This window comes from Pseudoxanthomonas mexicana (assembly GCF_046736355.1).
GTDB lineage: Bacteria > Pseudomonadota > Gammaproteobacteria > Xanthomonadales > Xanthomonadaceae > Pseudoxanthomonas_A > Pseudoxanthomonas_A mexicana_B.
The window spans coordinates 2,158,426-2,175,862 of the sequence record NZ_CP157201.1 but is presented as its reverse complement, the minus strand read 5'-3'; the positions used below and the strand labels follow the sequence as shown (position 1 = coordinate 2,175,862).

Annotated in this window: 19 protein-coding genes; 9 read left to right on the top strand and 10 right to left on the bottom strand. The window is 69.1% G+C overall.

The genetic code is table 11. The annotated features are described in order from the left end of the window. Positions 1 to 32 precede the first annotated feature (32 nt). Positions 33 to 1,556, top strand: coding sequence for a fumarate hydratase (locus AAG688_RS09990; protein WP_411832117.1), 1,524 nt, complete (start codon positions 33 to 35; stop codon positions 1,554 to 1,556). Positions 1,557 to 1,712: 156 nt separating this feature from the next. Next, positions 1,713 to 2,348: a glutathione S-transferase family protein gene (locus AAG688_RS09985; protein ID WP_411832116.1), complete on the top strand. Its 636-nt coding sequence runs from the start codon at positions 1,713 to 1,715 to the stop codon at positions 2,346 to 2,348. Positions 2,349 to 2,525: 177 nt separating this feature from the next. Here the strand turns inward: AAG688_RS09985 and AAG688_RS09980 are convergent, their stop codons facing one another. The 4 genes from AAG688_RS09980 to AAG688_RS09965 form a co-directional block, all read right to left on the bottom strand. Beyond that, on the bottom strand, positions 2,526 to 3,002 hold the full coding sequence (locus AAG688_RS09980; RefSeq protein ID WP_411832114.1) for an NUDIX hydrolase: 477 nt from the start codon (positions 3,000 to 3,002) through the stop codon (positions 2,526 to 2,528). Then, a complete protein-coding gene (locus AAG688_RS09975) occupies positions 2,992 to 4,101 on the bottom strand; it encodes a sterol desaturase family protein (protein ID WP_411832113.1) in 1,110 nt (369 codons plus the stop codon). The genes AAG688_RS09980 and AAG688_RS09975 overlap by 11 nt, the downstream gene beginning before the upstream one ends. Before the next feature lie 75 nt (positions 4,102 to 4,176). After that, positions 4,177 to 5,316, bottom strand: coding sequence for a phospholipase A (locus AAG688_RS09970; RefSeq protein ID WP_411832112.1), 1,140 nt, complete (start codon positions 5,314 to 5,316; stop codon positions 4,177 to 4,179). Positions 5,317 to 5,369: 53 nt separating this feature from the next. Beyond that, positions 5,370 to 5,855: a DUF456 domain-containing protein gene (locus AAG688_RS09965; protein ID WP_411832111.1), complete on the bottom strand. Its 486-nt coding sequence runs from the start codon at positions 5,853 to 5,855 to the stop codon at positions 5,370 to 5,372. A gap of 240 nt (positions 5,856 to 6,095) precedes the next feature. On the opposite strand from AAG688_RS09965, the gene AAG688_RS09960 reads away from it, so the two are divergent. Beyond that, positions 6,096 to 6,305, top strand: a complete 210-nt coding sequence (locus tag AAG688_RS09960; RefSeq protein WP_411832110.1) for a cold-shock protein — start codon at positions 6,096 to 6,098, stop codon at positions 6,303 to 6,305. Positions 6,306 to 6,401: 96 nt separating this feature from the next. On the opposite strand, the gene AAG688_RS09955 is transcribed toward AAG688_RS09960, so the two are convergent. Further along, positions 6,402 to 6,863, bottom strand: a complete 462-nt coding sequence (locus AAG688_RS09955; RefSeq protein ID WP_411832109.1) for a glycine zipper 2TM domain-containing protein — start codon at positions 6,861 to 6,863, stop codon at positions 6,402 to 6,404. A gap of 126 nt (positions 6,864 to 6,989) precedes the next feature. Further along, positions 6,990 to 7,406, bottom strand: a complete 417-nt coding sequence (locus AAG688_RS09950; RefSeq protein WP_411832108.1) for a hypothetical protein — start codon at positions 7,404 to 7,406, stop codon at positions 6,990 to 6,992. 76 nt (positions 7,407 to 7,482) lie between these two features. Here AAG688_RS09950 and AAG688_RS09945 point away from each other — a divergent pair, with 76 nt between their 5' ends. Further along, entirely contained in the window at positions 7,483 to 8,310 is an 828-nt protein-coding gene (locus AAG688_RS09945; RefSeq protein ID WP_411832107.1) for a ThiF family adenylyltransferase, read from the top strand. A 76-nt stretch (positions 8,311 to 8,386) separates the two neighbouring features. Here the strand turns inward: AAG688_RS09945 and AAG688_RS09940 are convergent, their stop codons facing one another. Then, positions 8,387 to 9,157: a TatD family hydrolase gene (locus AAG688_RS09940; RefSeq protein WP_411832106.1), complete on the bottom strand. Its 771-nt coding sequence runs from the start codon at positions 9,155 to 9,157 to the stop codon at positions 8,387 to 8,389. Positions 9,158 to 9,160: 3 nt separating this feature from the next. Then, complete coding sequence (locus tag AAG688_RS09935; protein ID WP_411832105.1) at positions 9,161 to 9,385, bottom strand: DUF6116 family protein; 225 nt, start codon at positions 9,383 to 9,385, stop codon at positions 9,161 to 9,163. Positions 9,386 to 9,558: 173 nt separating this feature from the next. On the opposite strand from AAG688_RS09935, the gene AAG688_RS09930 reads away from it, so the two are divergent. From AAG688_RS09930 to AAG688_RS09915, 4 genes are all read left to right on the top strand, one after another. Then, a complete protein-coding gene (locus tag AAG688_RS09930; protein ID WP_411832103.1) occupies positions 9,559 to 10,386 on the top strand; it encodes a glycine zipper 2TM domain-containing protein in 828 nt (275 codons plus the stop codon). Positions 10,387 to 10,510: 124 nt separating this feature from the next. Further along, positions 10,511 to 11,674, top strand: a complete 1,164-nt coding sequence (locus AAG688_RS09925; protein WP_411832102.1) for an acyl-CoA dehydrogenase family protein — start codon at positions 10,511 to 10,513, stop codon at positions 11,672 to 11,674. Positions 11,675 to 11,778: 104 nt separating this feature from the next. Next, positions 11,779 to 14,049 carry a thiamine pyrophosphate-dependent enzyme gene (locus AAG688_RS09920; protein WP_411832101.1) on the top strand — a complete coding sequence of 757 codons (2,271 nt, stop codon included), beginning with the start codon at positions 11,779 to 11,781 and terminating at the stop codon, positions 14,047 to 14,049. Between the two features lie 163 nt (positions 14,050 to 14,212). After that, complete coding sequence (locus tag AAG688_RS09915; RefSeq protein ID WP_411832100.1) at positions 14,213 to 14,770, top strand: NADPH-dependent FMN reductase; 558 nt, start codon at positions 14,213 to 14,215, stop codon at positions 14,768 to 14,770. A 138-nt stretch (positions 14,771 to 14,908) separates the two neighbouring features. Here the strand turns inward: AAG688_RS09915 and ubiM are convergent, their stop codons facing one another. Both ubiM and AAG688_RS09905 read right to left on the bottom strand, forming a co-directional pair. Further along, positions 14,909 to 16,147: a 5-demethoxyubiquinol-8 5-hydroxylase UbiM gene (ubiM, locus tag AAG688_RS09910; protein ID WP_411832099.1), complete on the bottom strand. Its 1,239-nt coding sequence runs from the start codon at positions 16,145 to 16,147 to the stop codon at positions 14,909 to 14,911. Between the two features lie 202 nt (positions 16,148 to 16,349). Continuing rightward, positions 16,350 to 17,210 (bottom strand): YgfZ/GcvT domain-containing protein, encoded by an 861-nt coding sequence (locus tag AAG688_RS09905; RefSeq protein ID WP_411832098.1) that lies wholly within the window; start codon positions 17,208 to 17,210, stop codon positions 16,350 to 16,352. A gap of 39 nt (positions 17,211 to 17,249) precedes the next feature. Between AAG688_RS09905 and AAG688_RS09900 the strand changes: the two genes are divergently transcribed. Next, on the top strand, positions 17,250 to 17,429 hold the full coding sequence (locus AAG688_RS09900) for a DUF1674 domain-containing protein (protein ID WP_411832097.1): 180 nt from the start codon (positions 17,250 to 17,252) through the stop codon (positions 17,427 to 17,429). Positions 17,430 to 17,437 lie beyond the last annotated feature (8 nt).

Below are 17,437 nucleotides of genomic sequence, written 5' to 3'. Positions count from 1 at the left end.
CGCTACCCACCGGCAGCCCCGGCTTTCGCCCCATGACCTCCATCAAGCAAGAAGACTTCATCCAGTCGGTCGCCGACGCGCTCCAGTACATCAGCTACTACCATCCGGTCGACTACATCAAGAACCTGTCCGCCGCCTACGAGCGCGAGCAGTCGCCGGCGGCCAAGGACGCCATCGCCCAGATCCTGATCAACTCGCGCATGTGCGCCGAAGGCCACCGGCCGATCTGCCAGGACACCGGCATCGTCACCGTGTTCCTGGAAATCGGCATGGGCGTGCGCTGGGACGACGCCACGATGGGCGTGGAGGACATGGTCAACGAGGGCGTGCGCCGCGCCTACGCCCATCCCGACAACAAGCTGCGCGCCAGCGTGCTGGCCGACCCGGCCGGCAAGCGCACCAACACGAAGGACAACACCCCGGCGGTGGTCAACACGAAGATCGTCCCCGGCAATACCGTGGACGTGATCGTCGCGGCCAAGGGCGGCGGTTCGGAGGCGAAGTCGAAGTTCGCCATGCTCAACCCCTCTGACTCCGTGGTCGACTGGGTGCTCAGGACCGTGCCGACGATGGGCGCCGGCTGGTGCCCGCCGGGCATGCTCGGCATCGGCATCGGCGGCACCGCCGAGAAGGCGATGCTGCTGGCCAAGGAGGCGCTGATGGAGCCGATCGACATCACCGACCTGCAGGCGCGCGGCGCCACCAACCGCGCCGAGGAACTGCGGCTGGAACTGTACGAGAAGGTCAATGCGCTGGGCATCGGCGCGCAGGGCCTGGGCGGCCTGACCACGGTGCTCGACATCAAGGTCAAGGATTACCCGACCCACGCCGCCAACCTGCCGGTGGCGATGATCCCCAACTGCGCGGCCACCCGCCATGCGCACTTCACCCTCGACGGCAGCGGTCCGGTCGCGCTGGATCCGCCGTCGCTGGAGGACTGGCCCGAGCTGACCTACGACCCGCAGAACGCGCGCCGGGTGAACCTGGACACGATCACCCGCGACGAAGTCGCGACGTTCAAGCCCGGCGAAGTGCTGCTGCTGAGCGGCAAGCTGCTGACCGGCCGCGACGCCGCGCACAAGCGCATGATCGACATGCTCAACCGCGGCGAGACGCTGCCGGTCGATTTCACCAACCGCTTCATCTACTACGTCGGCCCGGTCGATCCGGTGCGCGACGAGGTGGTCGGCCCGGCCGGCCCGACCACCGCCACGCGCATGGACAAGTTCACCCGGCAGATGCTGGAGCAGACCGGCCTGCTCGGCATGGTCGGCAAGTCCGAGCGCGGCGACGCGGCTATCGAGGCGATCCGCGACAACAAGGCGGTCTACCTGATGGCGGTCGGTGGGTCGGCCTACCTGGTGTCGAAGGCGATCCGGGCGTCGAAGGTGCTGGCGTTCGAGGACCTGGGCATGGAGGCGATCTACGAATTCGAGGTCAGGGACATGCCGGTAACGGTGGCGGTCGATGCGCAGGGCGAGTCGGTGCACAAGACCGGCCCGCGCGAATGGCAGGCGCGCATCGGCAAGATCCCGGTGATCGTCGAGCCGGCCTGAGCCTGCGTCTGGTAGAGCGGAGCTTGCTCCGCTGCTCTCGGCTCCGGAGCCGAGTTCGGTTCTACGGCGGCGCAGCGGTCGATGCCTCGCGGGTAATTCATTCCATTCCGCCGGTCGCGACAAGCAACCCTTCATGACCCGGCCAAGGGAGCTACGATGTCCATCATCCTCTACGGTTCGCCCAGCACCGCTTCGCTGGTCGTCCACTGGCTGCTGATCGAACTGGGCGTCGAGCACGAGCTGCGCCTGCTCGATTTCGAACGGCGCGAGCACAAATCGCCCGAATACCTCGCGATCAATCCGGCCGGGCGCGTGCCCGCGCTGGTCATCGACGGGCAGGTCGTCACCGAGGCCGTGGCCATCGCGATGCACCTGGCCGACCTGCATCCGCAGGCCGGCCTGGCCCCCGCGCCGGGCACGCCGATGCGGGCCGACTACTACCGCTGGATGCTGTTCTGCGCCAACACGCTGCAACCGGCGTATCGCGCCTGGTTCTATCCCGACGAGCCGGCCGGCGCGGAACATGCCGGCTCTGCCCGCGAACAGGCGCGCCTCCAGCTGGAGGCGGGCTGGCAGCATGTGGCAGATCATCTCGCGGTGAACGGTCCGTACCTGCTCGGCGAGACGCGCACCGCGGCGGACTTCCTGCTGACCATGCTGATGCGCTGGTCGCGCAACATGCCGCGCCCCAGCGACGCCTGGCCGGCGCTGCGCGAGCACGCGCGGCGGATGAAGGCGCTGCCCAGCTTCGGCGAGCTCTACGCGCGCGAGGGTTTGAGCGACTGGACCTGATGGGGGGAGCCGCTGACGACCTGTTGGCGTTCTCGCTCCGGTTCACATCAGAACTGTCATCCCCGCGAAGGCGGGGACCCAGTGTCTTTGCTTTCAAAAGCCTGAAGTCGCTGGATCCCCGCCTTGGCGGGGATGACGGATGTTCGCGAGGAAGGAAGCACCTGGATCGAAAATGCCTTAGCCGGCATAAGCCAAAAGCGCCGCGTCTATCGCCGATGTGCCGTCCGGGGGATTGCCCGGAGGCCACCAGCCGATGGCTTCGATTTCGTCGGTCGGATCGAACGGGGCGACGGAAGAGACTTCCACCCGGTAGAGCGCGCCATGCTTGACGAGAAATCCGCGGTCGGCCCGGTCGGGTACTTCCAGTTCCATCAGCGCCCGCCAGCGCGGGTTCGTCGCGCGCTGGCCGGTTTCCTCCATCACCTCGCGCACCGCGCAGTGGGCGGCCGACTCGCCCGCATCGACATAGCCTCCCGGCAGCTCCCAGGCCTTGCGCCTGCGGTTGCGCACCAGCAGCACGCAGGAACCCTGCATGACCAGCGCCAGCGCGAAACCGAACGGCGCGGTGACGGCCGCCTCGCCGACGGCATGCACCGCCACCAGCCGCTCGCCGCGCTCGTTGACGATCGACGCGCGCGCCGGATCAGTCCACATGATCGTCGTAGTGCTTCCTGCGCTGGAACGGCATCAGGTGCTGGCGCAGGATGCCGCGCGGCACCGTCTCCAGTTTCATCACCCCGTATTCCTGTGGCCATTCCTCCTGCCGCGGCGGCAGCTTGAACGTGCCCATCAGCATGTCCACCAGCGGCAGGTGGATGGCGTAGTTCACGTCCAGGTAGTCCTTGTGCCGGGCATGGTGCCAGTGGTGGTAGCGCGGCAGCACCAGCAGGTACTCCAGCCATCCGAAGCGGATGCCGAGGTTGGCGTGGGCGATCACCGCCTGCAGGCCGACCAGGATCACGTAGGCGTTCACCGCCGGCGTCGAGAAGCCCAGGATCAGCAGCGGCAGCAGCACCGCGCTGCGGGTCAGCACGATCTCGACCAAGTGGATGCGCGATCCGGCCAGCCAGTCCATGTGGCGGCTGGAATGGTGCACGGCGTGGAAGCGCCACAGCCACGGCAGGTTGTGGTAGGCGCGATGCAGCAGCGCCTGCGCCAGGTCGGCGACGAACACCGCGATCAGGAACTGCGCCCACACCGGCAGCGACTGGATGGCGTCCTTCAGCGCCGGGAACGACGCCAGCCCGGCGATGGTCGAGGTCGAGGCGGTCACCAGGATCAGGATGAACTGCACCAGCACGTGGCTCATGAAGAAGTAGGCGATGTCGGTGCGCCAGCCCGGCCGCAGCGGCGACAGTTCGCGCTTGCCCAGGTAGCGCTCCAGCGGCACGAACACCAGCGCGGAGAAGAACAGCGACAGCACGAACCAGTCCAGCCCCAGCGAGTAGGGCGTCTGCCCGATGGCGTCGAACTGCACGTTGGTGCCGCCCAGCAGCACCGCCAGCGTCGCCGAGCCTACGCCGACGGTGGCGATGCGCTTGTTGCGGTCGCGCAGGATGGCCAGCGTGCCCATCAGGAACGCCGCGACCAGCCCGACCAGCAGCAGGTGCCGCGCGAAGCGCTCGTCGTAGACCGCGCGGAACTCGCGGCTGGTCAGCAGTTCGGGATGGTGGAAGCACAGCACGGCCATCAGGCTGAGCAGCCCCAGCATGGCCGAACCGTAGGCGAAGAACGAACGACGCTGGCGTGGCATGGGATCCTTTCCCGGCTGCGATGACGGGCCAGCATACGGAAGCGCGCCGTCATGCGTCCATGCACGTAGCCGCGGTCAGTACCACTCCAGCAGCGAGATGCCCACGCCCAGGTAGGTCGCCTTGTGGTTGTAGTCGATCAGGCTCTCGCCGTAGCCGTGGAAGGCCTGCACGTGGCCGCGGAAGCTGCGGTTGAGCGGGAAGCCCCAGTCCAGTTGCAGCGCGCCGCGCGACTGCTCGCCGCCGCGCAGCGTGTGCCGCGCCAGCACGGTGAACACGTGGCCGTCGCGGACGTAGGTCAGCATCGCGTCGCCGCGGCCGACGTAGTCCTCGATGTCCGGGTTGTCGTCCTCGTTGCCGTCGGGCACGCGCCACCACGGCCGCAGCACCAGCGCCCAGTTCTCGCGGTCCAGCCCCACCGTGGCCACGATCCGGTTCCAGCTGCGCGAGAGCGGATCGCCGCGCCCGTTGGACTGGTGGTTGAAGCCGATGCCGGCCATGCGGCCCTTCCAGCCCAGCAGGCTGTAGTTGTTGCGGAACAGCAGCAGCACTTCCGGCTCGTAGTTGGTCTCGCGGAACGGCCGCGACTGCTCGCCGTTGAACACCTGCCAGCGCGAACTCTGGGTGTAGGCGCCCCACAGGTCGCCGTTGTCGCCGAACAGGTTCTCCGCGAACTTGGTCTTGAAGCTGAGCTGGAACTTGGTCTCGGTGTTGTCCAGGTCCTGCGGCTCGGTCACCGTGTTGGACGGGTTGGGCGAATGCGGCGTGCGGTTGGTGTCGCTGGTCCAGAACGCCGGCAGCAGGTAGACCGGCTTGTAGCCGCGCATCTGGAACACGCCCAGCTTGGAGTCCTTGGCCAGTTCCCAGCGGCTGTCCAGCAGCGAACCCTTGCCGGCATTGGCCAGCGCCTGCTCCAGCAGCGGGTCGTCGCTGCGGAACAGCGCCCCGCGCAGGCGGCTGAGCTGCCGCCCGGAGGCTTCGGCTTCCTCGGCCGCGGCCTTTTGCAGGCTCTCGCGCGCCGCCTGCGCCTGCTCGTCGGCCTTGCGGGTGGCCTCGCTGTCCTGGCGGAACAATGCGTCGTAGCAGGCCAGCCGCGTCGAGTCGCTTTCGATGGCGGCGCAGGCGGCGGGAGGGATGGGAGCGTCCTGCGCGGCCACGGACGCGCAGGACGCCAGCAGGGTCAAGGTGACAATGGAGGAACGAGTACGGAGCGTCATCGTGGGCCGGCCGGGGGGAACCTGCGCATTCTGCCGCAGCTGCCCGCGGCCGTTCACAGGAACCAGGCCAGGACGAACAGCCCGAGCATCGCGAAGGCCAGCCCCAGCTTGAGCACCACGCCGATCACGATGCCGATCCAGGTGCCGAGGCCGACCCGGGTCGCCTGGCCCAGCTGCCGGCCGTGCCACAGCTCGCCGGCCAGCGCGCCGACGAACGGCCCGGCGAACAGTCCGATCAGTCCGAAGAACAACCCGACCACCGTGCCCACGGCGGCGCCCAGCAGCGCCTTGCCGCTGGCGCCCACGCGCCTGGCGCCGGCCACCGAGGCCAGGAAATCCACCGCCACCGAAAGCAGGGTCAACACCCCCAGCACGGCCAGCACCGCCCCGCCGATGCGCTGGAAATCGCCGGCCCAGGCCGCCAGCACCATCCCGGCGAACACCAGCGGCAGCCCGGGAAGTGCCGGAAGTACCACCCCGGCCAGCCCGACCAGGATCAGGACGAGGGCGAGGGTGTAGTAGAGGGCCTGGATTTCCAAGGATTCTCCTTTTTCAATCAATGGGTTGGGAGGCTGTCAGCCGTGCTGGCAGGGGGTTTGCAATTTGATAAACGCCGGGTTAATGTGCGGCCGCTGTCGTTGCCAAGGTCACCGTGAATCGTGGCCTAGATCCAGATGCGGTAGATCCATCGATCCGCTACATCGTTCGCACCCCGCTTCCTCCTTGCAACCAGCCGCCCGCCAGGGGCGTATCCATCACCCGTTCCAAGGAGTAAGTCGATGTCCGACCGTGAGACCGGAACCGTCAAGTGGTTCAATGATGCCAAGGGCTTTGGCTTCATCAGCCGCGAGAACGGCGAAGACGTGTTCGTGCATTTCCGCGCCATCCAGAGCCAGGGCTTCAAGAGCCTGAAGGAAGGCCAGAAGGTCAGCTTCACCGTCGTGCAGGGCCAGAAGGGCCTGCAGGCCGACGCGGTGCAGCCACTCTGAAATCCTTCCCGGCCGCAAGGCCGGGACGTGGCAGGAACAGGAAAAAGCCCGACGCGAGTCGGGCTTTTTCTTTGCCTGCCGTGAACGGGGTGGGGGTCAGCGGATGACCACCCGGCCGTTGACCACGCGCACGTAAGTGTTCTCGCGCACGCCGCCCAGGTCGCGCTGGTTGATCACGATGGTGCGGCCATCGTCCATGCGCACGTGCACGTCGTAGGTATCGTCGGTGACGCGGTTCTGGATGGCGTTGCCGGCGACCGCGCCGGCGACCGCGCCGGCGGCGGTGGCGGTGTTGCGGCGGCCGGAACTCTTGTCGTCGGCGAGTTCGCGCCCGGCGACCGCGCCGACGATGCCGCCCAGCACCGCGCCGGTGGCCGAGGGCGCCGTGCGGCCCGAGGCGACGCGGTCGATGCGGGTCACGATGCCGCAGTCGGCGCAGTAGCGCGACGAGGAAGGCGCGGAGGAATAACCGCCGCTGCCGTAGCCAGGCGAGGTGCTGGCGCAGCCGGCCAGCGCGGTGGCGGCGACGGCGCCGACGAGAAGCAGACGGATCTTCATGGTTTCCTCCGGTTCGATGCCAGCGGGGACATCCCCGTGCGTCCGCATCGTCGCGCCGGCCGGGTGAACCGTGCGTCAACCATCCCGCGAACCGGCGGCGAAGCCGCGGCGCGCGTCAGCGCCAATTCAGCCGCGGAAATCCTGGTGGCAGGCCTTGCAGCCGTCGCGGATGCGATCCTTGAGCTGGGTGGCCGCGACGCATTCGGTCGGCGGCGTGGACAGCCCCGCGTCGAGGCTGGCGCGGAACTGGCTGGCATGCTGCGAGAAGCGCTGGTCCTCGGCCAGGCCCGGGAAGGCGATCTCCAGGTCATTGGCCATCGCGCGCAGCGTGCGCACGTGGGGGACGGTATCGGTGGCGGCGCAGCGGCTATGCGAGATGCTGCGCGACAGCAGTTCGGCATGCTTGTCCATCACGTGCATCACGCTGTCCGGAAACGGATCCTGCCGCGCCTGCAGCGCGCGCATCGCCATCACCGTGCAGATGCCGCCGACCGCCAGGCCGAGCAGGAACAGGAACAGGTAACGCGATGCTTGGCTGGCCATGCGGCGGGCTCCGGATTGAAGGTCCGGGCGATGGTACGACGCGCGTGCCGGCCTTGGCCACGATTACAATGGCGCGATGGAATCAACCGAACTGCCCGAGGCCCTGCGCGAGCGCTTCGCCGGCATCGACCGCCTGTACGGCCGCGGCGCGATCGCGCGGCTTTCCTCGTGCTGGGTCGCGGTGGTCGGACTGGGCGGGGTCGGCTCGTGGGTGGCCGAGGCGCTGGCGCGCTCGGCCATCGGCCATCTGGCCCTGATCGACGCCGACGACATCTGCGTGTCCAACAGCAACCGCCAGTTGCCGGCGCTGGAAGGCCAGTACGGCCACAACAAGGCGCAGGCGATGGCCGCGCGCTGCCGCGCGATCAACCCGCTGATCGAGGTGGAGGCGGTGCCGGCGTTCGTCACCGGCGCCAATCTGGGCGAACTGCTGGACCGCGGTTTCGACCTGGTGCTGGATGCTTGCGACAGCTTCCGCACCAAGGTCGAGATGATCGCCTGGTGCCGCCGCCGCAAGCTGCCGATCATCGTGTCCGGCTCGGCCGGCGGTCGCACCGACCCGACCCAGATCCGCCTGCGCGACCTCTCGCGCACCGAGCACGACGCGCTGCTGGCGCTGATCCGCAAGAAGCTGCGCACCGAGTTCAACTTCCCGAAGAACCCCGATCGCTACTTCGGCGTGCAGGCGGTGTACTCGCTGGAGAACGTCAAGTATCCGCAGGCCGACGGCAGCGTCTGCGGGCTGCGCCCGCAACTGGGCGCCGACGCCGCGCTCAAGCTCGACTGCGGGCTGGGACTGGGCGCGGCCACCCACATCACCGGCGCGTTCGCGTTCGCGATGGCCGCGCGCGCGCTGGAACTGCTGCTCCGGCAGGCAAGGCCCGCGCAGGCGACGACGACATAGCCCCTCTTGTAGAGCCGAGCTCGCTCGGCTGCTTTTCGTCCATGCGCCGGGTGCAGGCAGCGGAGCAAGCTCCGCTCTACATTGGGTCCGCCAAGCCAAACAGCCGCACCGCATTGGCGGTAGTGGCCCCGGCGACGGCTTCCGCCGGCTGCCCGCGCAACCGCGCGATGGTCTCGCAGATGAAGGCCAGCCGCGCCGGCTCGTTGCGCTGGCCGCGGATTTCCGCGTCGGGCTGGTCCGGCGAATCGGTTTCCAGCAGCAGGTACTCCAGCGGCATCCCGCGCACCAGCCGCCGCAGCCGTTGCGCCCGCTCGTAGGTCACCGGCCCGCCGATGCCGATCAGGAAGCCCATGTCCCAGAGCTGGCGGGCCTGCTGCGGGCTGCCGGAGAAGCTGTGCACCACGCCGCGCAGCCCGCCGACGCGGCGAATCGCGGCGATGACCGCATCGACCGCCTTGCGCGCGTGCACGATGACCGGCAGCGCGTATTCGCGCGCCAGCTTCAGCTGCGCGTCGAAATAGAAGCGCTGGCTTTCCGGATCCAGTCCCTCGACGAAATGGTCCAGCCCGCATTCGCCGATCGCCACTGGCCGCTCGCGCTCGATCCAGCCGCGCAGGTCCTGCAAGTCCTCCGGGCGATGCGAAGACAGGTACACCGGGTGCAGGCCATAGGCGGCGTGCAGGCCTTCGTCGGCTGCGCAGACGTCGCGCAGCCCGGGCCAGCCCTGCGCGTCGATCGCCGGCACCACCTGCGCGACCACGCTGGCCGCGCGTGCGCGGGCGATCACGGCGGCGCGGTCGTGCGCCAGTTCGGCCACGTCCAGGTGGCAGTGGCTGTCCACCAGCATGCGTCAGCGCCTGGCGGGCGGCTCGACCACCGCCGGCGGCTCGCGGCGGCGATCCTTCCAGTTGGCCAGCAGCAGCGTGCCCAGGCCCAGCAGGATCTCCTCCAGGAACGGGAGCGGGTCCGGAACCAGCAGCGACAGCAGGAACAGGCCGGCGGTCAGCTTGAACAGGGTGGGGAAACGCAGCTTGCGCGCCCAGTCGATGATGGGCAGCAACAGGGGATTGGCCATGACCGTGCCTCGTGGGTGACGGCGCTAAGATGAATCCCGCAGCCGCGGGGATCAATGGATGCCGTTCATCGTGCAGTCTGGAAGTCGCCCGGGTTCCGGGATTTCATTCAGGTTCGTAGTGCTGCAATGATGCCGGACCGGGTTGCCCGGGATGAGGACGAAGGGAGGCAGTGATGAAGAGCAATACCACGACAATCCTGGTGGCCGCCGGCGCGTTGCTGGTCGGGGGCGTGGCCACCGCGGCCTTCATGAAGAATCGCGACAGCGATGCCGCGCCCATCGCCGCGGTGCCGCCCGCGGCCATCCTCGAACCGGTGGAGCCGGCCGACGATGCGCGCCTGATCGACAGCAACATCCCGACCGCGCCGGCGCTGCAGTATGCCGACGTGATCAAGGTCGCGCCGGTGACCACGCGCGAGAAGCTCTACGCCAGCGTCATCGGCACCGAGCCGGTGCGCGAGACCACCACCAGCGTGACCCCGCGCGAGGTCTGCGAGGACGTGGTGGTGCAGGAGCGCCTGCCCGAGCGCGACGGCAACGTCGGCGGCACGGTGGCCGGCGCGGTGGTCGGCGGCCTGCTCGGCAACCAGGTCGGCAAGGGCAGCGGTCGCAAGGCCGCCACCGTGGCCGGCGCGGTCGCCGGCGGCGCCATCGGCAACCGCGTCGACAAGAACCATGTCGGCGGCCGCGTGGTGACCCGCACCGAACGCCAGTGCCATACCGAGAACGCGACCTCCGAATCGTCGCGGGTGACCGGCTACAACGTCACCTACCGCAACCCGGACGGCTCGACCGGCACCATGCGCATGGCCGACAAGCCCGGCACCCGCATCGCGCTGGGCAACACCGACAAGGTCATCGGCTACGACGTGACCTACCGCCTGGACGGCCAGGAGCGCACCATCCGCCTGGACGAGAAGCCGGCCAGCGATCGCCTGCCGGTCATCGACGGCCAGGTGGTCACCCGCACCGCCTCGGCGGGCACGCCGGCCCAGGGCTGACGTTTCCACGAAAGGACCCCGCAAAGGCCGGCGTTTCGCCGGCCTTTGCTTTGCGGACTGAAGCTTACGGCGCCCGCGCGGACCCGAATACAATGCCGGATTGACCCGAACCGGACTTCCGCGCATGGCCCTGCATCCCTACGATCTGTTCGATGTCCGCTCCCTGCTCAGCGACGAGGAGCGCGCGGTGCAGGACACGGTGGCGCGCTTCACCGACGAGCGGGTCATCCCGATCATCGGCGAGGCCTTCGACCAGGGCCGCTTCCCGAAGGAACTGGTGGAGGAAATCGCCAGCCTGGGCCTGCTCGGTTCCTCGCTGCCGGAGCAGTACGGCTGCGCCGGCCTCAACGCGGTCAGCTACGGCCTGATCTGCCAGGAACTGGAGCGCGGCGATTCCGGCATCCGCAGCTTCGTCAGCGTGCAGTCGTCGCTGTGCATGTACCCCATCTACGCCTACGGCAGCGAGGAGCAGCGCCAGCGCTGGCTGCCCGACATGGCCGCCGGCAAGGTCATCGGCTGCTTCGGCCTGACCGAGCCGCACGGCGGTTCCGATCCGGCCAACATGAAGACGCGCGCGGTGCGCGACGGCGGCGACTGGGTGATCAACGGTTCCAAGATGTGGATCACCAACGGCAACCTGGCCGACATCGCGATCGTCTGGGCGCAGACCGACGACGGCATCCAGGGCTTCGTGCTGGAGAAGGGCATGCCCGGCTTCACCGCGCAGGAGATCAAGCACAAGATGTCGCTGCGCGCGTCGGTGACCAGCTCGCTGTTCTTCGACAACGTGCGCGTGCCCGACGCCAACCGCCTGCCCAACGTCAAGGGCCTGAAGGGGCCGCTGGGCTGCCTGACCCAGGCCCGCTACGGCATCACCTGGGGCCCGATCGGCGCGGCCATCGCCTGCCTGGACGAGGCGCTGAACTATTCCAAGGAACGCATCCTGTTCGACCGCCCGGTCGCGGCCACACAGAGCGCGCAGATCAAGCTGGCCGAGATGGCCCGCCGCATCACCCTGGCGCAGTTGCTGGTGCTGCAGCTGGGCCGGTTGAAGGACGCCGGCGCGATGCAGCCGCAGCAGGTCTCGCTGGCCAAGTGGAACAACTGCCGCATGGCCATCGACATCGCGCGCGAGTGCCGCGACCTGCTCGGCGGCGCCGGCATCACCACCGAGCACGCCGCCATCCGCCACGCGCTGAACCTGGAGTCGGTGATCACCTACGAGGGCACCGAGACCGTGCACCAGCTGGTGATCGGCCGCGAGCTGACCGGCATCAGCGCGTTCTGACCGCGCGCCGGATCCGCCATCCCATACGGCCGTAGAGGGAAGGTGGCGGCGCAACCGTATTCCCCACATCGACCGCCACGCCCGGAACCGGATCCTCGACCGCCATGTTCGCCACCGTTCCCACCCCCATCCCGGCCCGCATGAAGGGCCTCAACCGCGCCGAGATCTGCGACGTCAACTTCCAGCAGTTCGTGCGCGACTGGCGTGGGCAGGCGCAATCCCGGCCGGCGCCGTCCGGCGCGATCCTCGACGGCAGCGCGCTGGACGCGCGCGGCTTCGCCGAACTGCTGGAATCGCAGCTGATCTCGCGCCACCTGGACCTGATGGCGCGCGTGCTGCGCGTGCAGAACAAGGTCTTCTACACCATCGGCAGCAGCGGCCACGAGGGCAACGCGATGGTCGCGCGGCTGGCCCGGCATACCGATCCGGCGTTCCTGCACTACCGCAGCGGCGGCTTCATGGCCGAGCGCTTCCGCAAGCTGCCGGGCATGGATCCGGTGATGGATTCGGCGCTGTCTTTCGTCGCCAGCGCCGAGGATCCGGCTTCCGGCGGCCGCCACAAGGTCTGGGGCAGCAAGCCGTTGTGGGTGCTGCCGCAGACCTCGACCATCGCCTCGCACCTGCCCAAGGCGCTGGGCACGGCCATCGCCATCGAGCAGGCGCGCCGCATCGGCCATGCGCTGCCGGTTCCCGACGACAGCATCGCGATCTGCTCGTTCGGCGATGCGTCGAGCAACCATGCCACCGCGCAGACCGCGTTCAACGCGGCGGCGTGGACCGCCTACCAGAAGCTGCCGGCGCCGGTGCTGTTCGTCTGCGAGGACAACGGCATCGGCATCTCGGTGAAGACGCCGGACGGCTGGATCGGCCGCAACTTCCGCGACCGCGCCGACCTGGACTACTTCCATGCCGACGGCCTGGACCTGGCCGCCGGCTACGGCCAGGTCCAGGCGGCGGTGGAGCACTGCCGGCGCACGCGCCGGCCGACCTTCCTGCACCTGCGCACCACCCGCATCATGGGCCACGCCGGCACCGACTTCGAGATCGAGTGGCGGCCCATCGAGGAACTGTGCGCGGTCGAGGCCACCGATCCGCTGCTGCGCAGCGCCGCGATCGCGCTGGAATCGGGGCTGATGTCGAAGGACGAGCTGCTGGCGCTGTACGAGCGCATCCGCGTGCGCTGCTTCGCCGCCGCCGAGGAAGCCGATCGCCGGCCCAGGATCACCTCGCTGGGGGAGGTGATCGCGCCGCTTGCGCCGTACACGCCCGATGCCGTCGCCGCGGAAGCCGCGCGCGAGGCGCCGCGCGACAAGCGCCTGGCGGTGTTCGGCGGCGAGGACAAGCTGCCGGAGAACCTGCCGCCGCGCCATCTGGCCATCCAGATCAACAACGCGCTGCACGACCTGTTCTGCAAGTATCCAGAAACGCTGCTGTTCGGCGAGGACGTGGCGCAGAAGGGCGGCGTCTACACCGTCACCAAGGGCCTGCACAAGGCGTTCAAGGGCGGCCGCGTGTTCAACACGCTGCTGGACGAGACGATGATCCTCGGCCTGGCGCAGGGCTACGCCAACATGGGCATGCTGCCGTTGCCGGAGATCCAGTACCTGGCCTACTTCCACAACGCCTGCGACCAGATCCGCGGCGAGGCGGCGTCGCTGCAGTTCTTCAGCAACGACCAGTACCGCAACCCGATGGTGGTGCGCATCGCCGGGCTGGGCTACCAGCGCGGCTTCGGCGGGCATTTCCACAACGACAACTCGATCGCCGCGCTGCGCGACATCCCGGGGCTGGTGGTCGGCTGCCCGTCGCGCGGCGACGACGCGGCGACGATGCTGCGCACGCTGGCCGCGCTGGCCAAGGTGGACGGCCGCGTCACCGCGTTCCTCGAACCGATCGCGCTGTACATGACCAAGGATCTGCACGAGCCCGGCGACGGCCAGTGGCTGTTCCCGTATCCGGCGCAGGACGAGGCGATGCCGCTGGGCGAGGGTCGCGTCTACGACGCCGATGCCGGGGACCTGGTGATCTTCACCTACGGCAACGGCGTGCCGATGAGCCTGCGCGCCGCGTGCGAGATCGAGGCCGCGCACGGCTGGCAGGTGCGCGTGGTCGACCTGCGCTGGCTGGTGCCGCTCAACGAGGCCTTCATCGCCGCGCAGGCGGCCAGCGCCCGGCGCATTCTGATCGTCGACGAGGGCCGCCATTCGGCCGGCGTGGGCGAGGGCGTGATCACCGCGATCGCCGAAGGCGGCTACGGCGCGCGCCCGTTCCAGCGCGTGGTCGGCGCCGACACCTACACGCCGCTGGCCGGCGCGGCGTTCCTGGTGCTGCCGTCCGAGCAGGACATCGTGGCCGCGGCGGCCCGGCTAGCGTAGTGACCCCGGCCCGGGTAGAGCGGAGCTTACTCCGCTGCTTTCCAGGTTCCGGAGCCCGCGCAGCTGAGCAAGCTCGGCTCTACAAGGGACGGCACAACAATTAACGGCGCCCTGACGGACCGGCGGCGATACTGGCCGCCGGTTCGCGTCGCGGAGAAGCCCCATGAGCAAGATCACGGTCGCCGTGCTGGTCGGCAGCCTGCGCAAGGAGTCGTACAACCGCCGGCTGGCGAAGGCGCTGGAGAAGCTGCTGCCCGAAGGCTGGCGCTTCGACTACCTGCGCATCGACGACCTGCCGCTGTACAACCAGGATTTCGACCAGGACTACCCGGCAGAGGGCACGCGCCTGAAGCAGGCCGTCGAGGCTGCCGATGCGCTGCTGGTGGTCACGCCGGAATACAACCGCTCGTTTCCCGGCGTGCTGAAGAACGCGCTGGACATCGGCTCGCGCCCGTGGGGCACCAACTCGTTCAACGGCAAGCCGGGCGCGGCCCTGGGCGCCTCGCCGGGCGCGCCGGGCACGTCGATGGCGCAGCAGCACCTGCGCAACGTGCTGCTGTACCTGGGTGTCAGGCTGATGGGCGTGCCGGAGGCCTACGTGCAGTTCAAGGAGGATCGCATCGACGCCGAGGGCAACATCCTCCACGACGACACCCGCAAGTTCCTGCAGGACTACGTGGACAAGTTCGTCGCCTGGGTCGGGCAGTGCCGCAAGGCCTGAGCCGATGAACGGCCTCGCAGCAGCAGGATTGCCGTAGCGCCGCGCTTGCTCGGCTGCGCGGGTTCCGGAGCCGGGAACTCCAAATCGAGAGCAGCGGAGCAAGCTCCGCTCCACGGGGACTATCGCAGCCGGCGGGATTCAACCGCTGCCGGGACGCAGGTGCGCGAGGCCCTTACGCAGCCGCTGCGTCCATGACGCATCGACCGGGCCTTCGTCGGCCAGCGTCGCGGCCACCGCGCGGCGGAACGGGCGCAGCCGCGCGACCAGCGCCAGGCCGGCCTGGCGGGCATGGCGCATCAGCGGACGATCGTCGGTGAACACGCCGACGATCGCGCGCGTGGCCAGGTACAGCGGCAGCGTGCCGGCGCGGTGGCGGCGCTCATAGCGCGCCAGCAGCGATGGCGCGGCCAGGTCCAGGCCTTCGGCGCGCGCGGTGGCGGTCATGTCGGCCAGCCGTTCGACGCTGGCCAGGCCGAGGTTGAAGCCATGCGCGGTGACCGGATGCATGCCGACCGCGGCATCGCCGGCCAGCGCGAAGCGGCGGCCGACGAAACGGCGCGCATAGACGCCGATCAACGGATACAGATGGCGCGTGCTCTCCAGCCGCATCGCGCCGAGACGGCCACCGAAGCGCTCGCGCATCTCCTGCGCGAAGGCGGCCTCGTCCAGCGCGTGCAACCGCTGCGCCTCCGGTTCGGTCACCGTCAGCACCACCGAGGCCAGGTGCTCGCGCAGTGGCAGCAGGGCCAGGGTCTGGCCGTGGCCGAACCATTCCCAGGCGACCTGGCCATGCTCGGCCTCGTGCGACATGCGGCAGACCAGCATGTGCTTGCCGAAATCCTGCTGCTCGGCGCCGATGCCCATCGCGCGCCGGGTCTGCGAGAAACGGCTGTCGGCGGCGACCAGCAGGGCGCCGTGCAGCAGCGTGCCGTCATGCAGGGTGACGCAGGCTTCGCGCTCGTCGGTGGACACGGCGGCGACGCGGGCCTCGGTGTGCAGGGTGACGTCGTTGGCCTCCTGCAGCGCCTGCCATGCGGCGCGCCGGATCAGGTGGTTGGGCACCAGGTAGCCCAGCTGCGGCTTGTCGGTCAGCGAGCTGTCGATGCGCAGCTGCGCCGGCGAATCGCCGGTCATCACCTGCGCGTGGCGCAGCGCGGACACTTCCTCCCCGGCGATGTGCCGCCACACGCCCAGGCGGGTGAGCAGCCGCACCGAGGCGTGGGTGAGGGCGATCTCGCGTCCGTCGAAGGCCGGCTCGGCGATGGCGTCGGCCGGCTGCCGTTCCACCACCGCCACCTTCAGCGACTGGTCGGCGAAGGCCTTGGCCAGGCACAGGCCGGCCGGACCGGCCCCGATGATCACGACGTCGTAGTCCATGCGCACGCTCCCTCAGTTTGAGTGGCCAGTCTAGGCAGGGAGGCGCGGAACGAAATGATCTGGATCAATCAGGCTCGGGCGGGCGTCCGCGGTGGAATGCGCGGACGGCACGCGATGGGCGGCGGGGCACATGCGCCATTTATCGTCGCGCCTGCGCTGGAATGGCGGTGGACCGATGCCGGGCCGGCACCCGATACCTGCGCTAGCGTTGCAGGCCTTCGCGCAACGGGATGCGCCGGACCGACGCGCCGCCGGCCTGCAGCGGGCCTTCCTCCATGTCCGCCGACACCACCGCCAGCGCCAGCCATCGCCCGTCTTCCGGGCGGACGCAGACGATCTCGCCGATGGCGGTGTTGTCCTGCGTGCCGACGCTCGCGCCTTCGGCGATCGCGGCATCGGCTTCCAGCAGCGCCAGTGCGCGCTTGGCCTTGCCGAAGAAATGCGTGCGCGCGACGATTTCCTGGCCGGGGTAGCAGCCCTTGCGCACGCTGTAGGCCGGCAGGCGATCCAGCGACAACTGCTGCGGCGTCCACTGGCCGCGCTGCGCTTCCGACAGCCGCGGCAGGCCGAAATGCAAATCGTTCGCGGCCCACGCGCCGGTATCCTCCACCGGATCGGCGGCGGCGGCCAGGCGCAGCGTGCGCGGATGCGCCGTGCTGCCAAAGTCGATCTCGATGCCCTCGCCATCGTGGGCTATGGTGTTGCCGGCGGCGCGAAGCGGGGAGGCCAGGGCGCCGGTTACAGGCTCGTCGCAGCGGCGGATCACGACCTTGCGGCGGAAGACGAAGCGCTGCAACTGCTCGACGAACGCGTCGGCGGGGTGGTCGGGCAGGATCAGCAGCAACCGGTCCTGCGCCAGCTTCAGCAGCGCGAACACCGCCAGCACGCGGCCCTTGGGCGTCAGCCAGGCGTTCCATTGCCAGTGCCCGGTCGGCAGCGCGGCGACGTCGTTGGCGAACTGCGCCTGCGCGAAAACGCCGGCGTCCGCGCCTTCCAGCGCCACCGCCGCATAGCCGGGCAGGGCGGAAAACGACGCATTGGTAGGGGAAAGGTTGTAAGCCAAGGTGCCGGGGATTAAAATTTTGTGCGTTGCGAGATTCCCATGATAGGTCAAAGCCCTTCCATTCCCGAACCCAAGGCTGGAACGCAGTCGCCCGCGGAGGAGCTTCCGCAGGCGGACGGCGGCGGGGAGGAGACACGCAGGGAGATCGGCGGACGCGGTGGATTGGAACCCACCCGTTATGGGGATTGGGAAAAAAACGGACGCTGCGTCGATTTCTGAGCAGCATT